Raw genomic sequence first — 2,218 nt, forward strand, 5'->3', positions numbered from 1 at the left:
GCGACGATCTTTGAAGGCCGCAAGAGCCGCCGAAATTTCCTCGCGGTCGCCCTGCTTCATCCGAAACACCGTCTCTGTCACCATTCCACGCTGCTCGTGCAACACAGAGTGACGATAGCTGAAATGCATTTGTTCGGCATCATACACAGCCAATTCCCCTGTATCCAGCACAATCTCAGCGGACTGGAATATTTGTGACACATCAGACCCATGGGCACCGGCGTTCATGTAGACAGCCCCGCCAACCGATCCGGGGATACCTCCCGCAAATTCGAGGCCGGATAGCCCCTGCTTGCTGGCCATGACACACAGTTTGACTAGTGACACGCCTCCACCGGCGACGATCCGTTCATCTTCAAAACGGACATAATCAAATCCCGGTCCCAGCTTGATCACGAGGCCCCGGATTCCTTTATCGGTAACGAGCATGTTCGAGCCCCGTCCCAACTGCATCCACGGGATTCCGTGCTCGCCAGCCAGCCGCAGTAAGGTTGCTAGCTGCTCCTTGGTATCCGGGATGACAAGAGCATCCGCCGGACCTCCAATCTTCCACGTCGTATATTTGGAAAGCGGCTCGTGCTCCAGCACTTTTCCGATATCATGCTCCGCTAATAATGGCATCCATTGCTGCATTGTACTGAAACCTCCTTGTTGCTTGCCCCGCATGGTTATAAGGCTCTCACCTGACAACCGGCAGCCTGAGTGATGGTCACAATGTATAGGGTATCTTATGTCAATACCATCCGGTGTGTGACAACCGCCCAGTCTGCGCTGCGGTCTAACTTTTACGGGCAAGACGCTCCATTTCTTTTACTAAAATATCAGCTGAATCAGGCTTGCCCAGCGCAGACGCTGATTCAGCCATTCGGCTGCGCAATGCCTCATCCTCCATAATCCCCGCAATGGATTGAAATAAGGACGAACCGTTCAGGTCCTTCTCCACAATCATGAACGAAGCCCCTGCCTTTTCAAGTGTATGGGCATTGGCCTCCTGATGGTTGTTCGTCACATTGGGAGATGGAATCAAAATCGATGGAATACCCAACGATGTGATTTCAGCCAAAAAGGACGCGCCAGCGCGATTAACGATTAAAGAGGTACAAGCTAGCACCTCCGGCATATTGTGAATATAGGGAAGCACATGCAGATGATTGGGTAGTGAGCCGATCTGATTCCGTATGCTGTCCAACGTTTGCTCATAGTAAGATTCACCAGTCACATATACAAAATGGACGTCTTTCAGTTGCGAAAGTTGCGGAGCCATTGCAATCATGGCGTCATTGATGGCCTTTGCTCCCCTGCTGCCACCGACCACGAGCACGACTGAGCTGTTCATTGGAACTCCGATGGTAGCAAAGCCCCGGTCTCGGTTAGCCTGACGAACCGTTGTAGCGCGCGGATTCCCGGTGTACAGTACATTTTTGGCTTTGGGGAAAGCTCCTTCCGAGCCCTCAAAGCTGACGGCCACCGTATCCACGTAACGGCTCAGAAACGCATTGGTCAGGCCCGGAATTGCGTTTTGCTCATGAATAATGCTGGGTATCCCCAACTTGGAAGCTGCATAGACGACAGGGCCGCATACATAACCCCCCGTGCCGATCACGATATCCGGCTTGAATTTTTTCAATAATGCTTTGGATCTGCGGACCCCTTTGAAAAAGCGCATAATCGTTTTTATATTTTCCACAGACAGGCTCCGACGGAATCCTGTAATATCAATAGCCTCGAACGGAATTTTTTCCTGGGGAACCAGCTTGCTTTCCAGTCCCCGCTGACCGCCAATGTATAAAAATTCAGCGTCCGGATCAATCTCTTCGCACTGTCTGGCTACGGCGAGCGCCGGATAAATGTGTCCTCCGGTACCGCCGCCGCTCAACACGACGCGCATAAACGTTCACCTCGCATAACGTGATAAATTTAGTAGAATGCCCAGCGCTGTTAGCATCAACGTCAGAGAAGAGCCTCCGTAGCTGATTAAGGGCAGTGTTATTCCTGTCACCGGCATTAAGCCGATTACGACACCTATGTTAATGACCACCTGTACGGCAACCATTCCTACAATGCCCACAGCGAGCAAACTGCCGTAAGTATCCGGAATGGTAATAGCGACGCGCATTCCTCTCCACACGAGAACCAGAAAGAGCGCCAGCACCGTCATTCCACCGATAAAGCCAAGCTCCTCCGCCAAAATCGAAAAAATAAAGTCCGTCTGCGGCTC

3 protein-coding genes are annotated in these 2,218 nt (G+C 51.8%); all 3 read right to left on the reverse strand.

Going from position 1 to position 2,218, the window contains the following annotated elements; translation table 11 throughout:
- The coding region (gene murB / locus L696_RS0103965) for a UDP-N-acetylmuramate dehydrogenase (protein WP_025682489.1) at positions 1–633 on the reverse strand (633 nt) is incomplete at its 3' end.
- Positions 634–778: 145 nt separating this feature from the next.
- Positions 779–1,888 (reverse strand): undecaprenyldiphospho-muramoylpentapeptide beta-N-acetylglucosaminyltransferase, encoded by a 1,110-nt coding sequence (gene murG / locus L696_RS0103970; RefSeq protein WP_025682490.1) that lies wholly within the window; start codon positions 1,886–1,888, stop codon positions 779–781.
- A gap of 6 nt (positions 1,889–1,894) precedes the next feature.
- Positions 1,895–2,218 (reverse strand): FtsW/RodA/SpoVE family cell cycle protein (locus L696_RS0103975; protein ID WP_025682491.1); only part of this gene is annotated, 324 nt, incomplete at its 5' end.

It is taken from the genome of Paenibacillus maysiensis, from assembly GCF_000520815.1.
GTDB lineage: Bacteria > Bacillota > Bacilli > Paenibacillales > Paenibacillaceae > Paenibacillus > Paenibacillus maysiensis.

Excerpts from the sequence above, each read along its gene's own strand:
- murG (WP_025682490.1), bottom strand. The coding sequence starts at position 1,888 with ATGCGCGTCGTGTTGAGCGGCGGCGGTACCGGAGGACACATTTATCCG.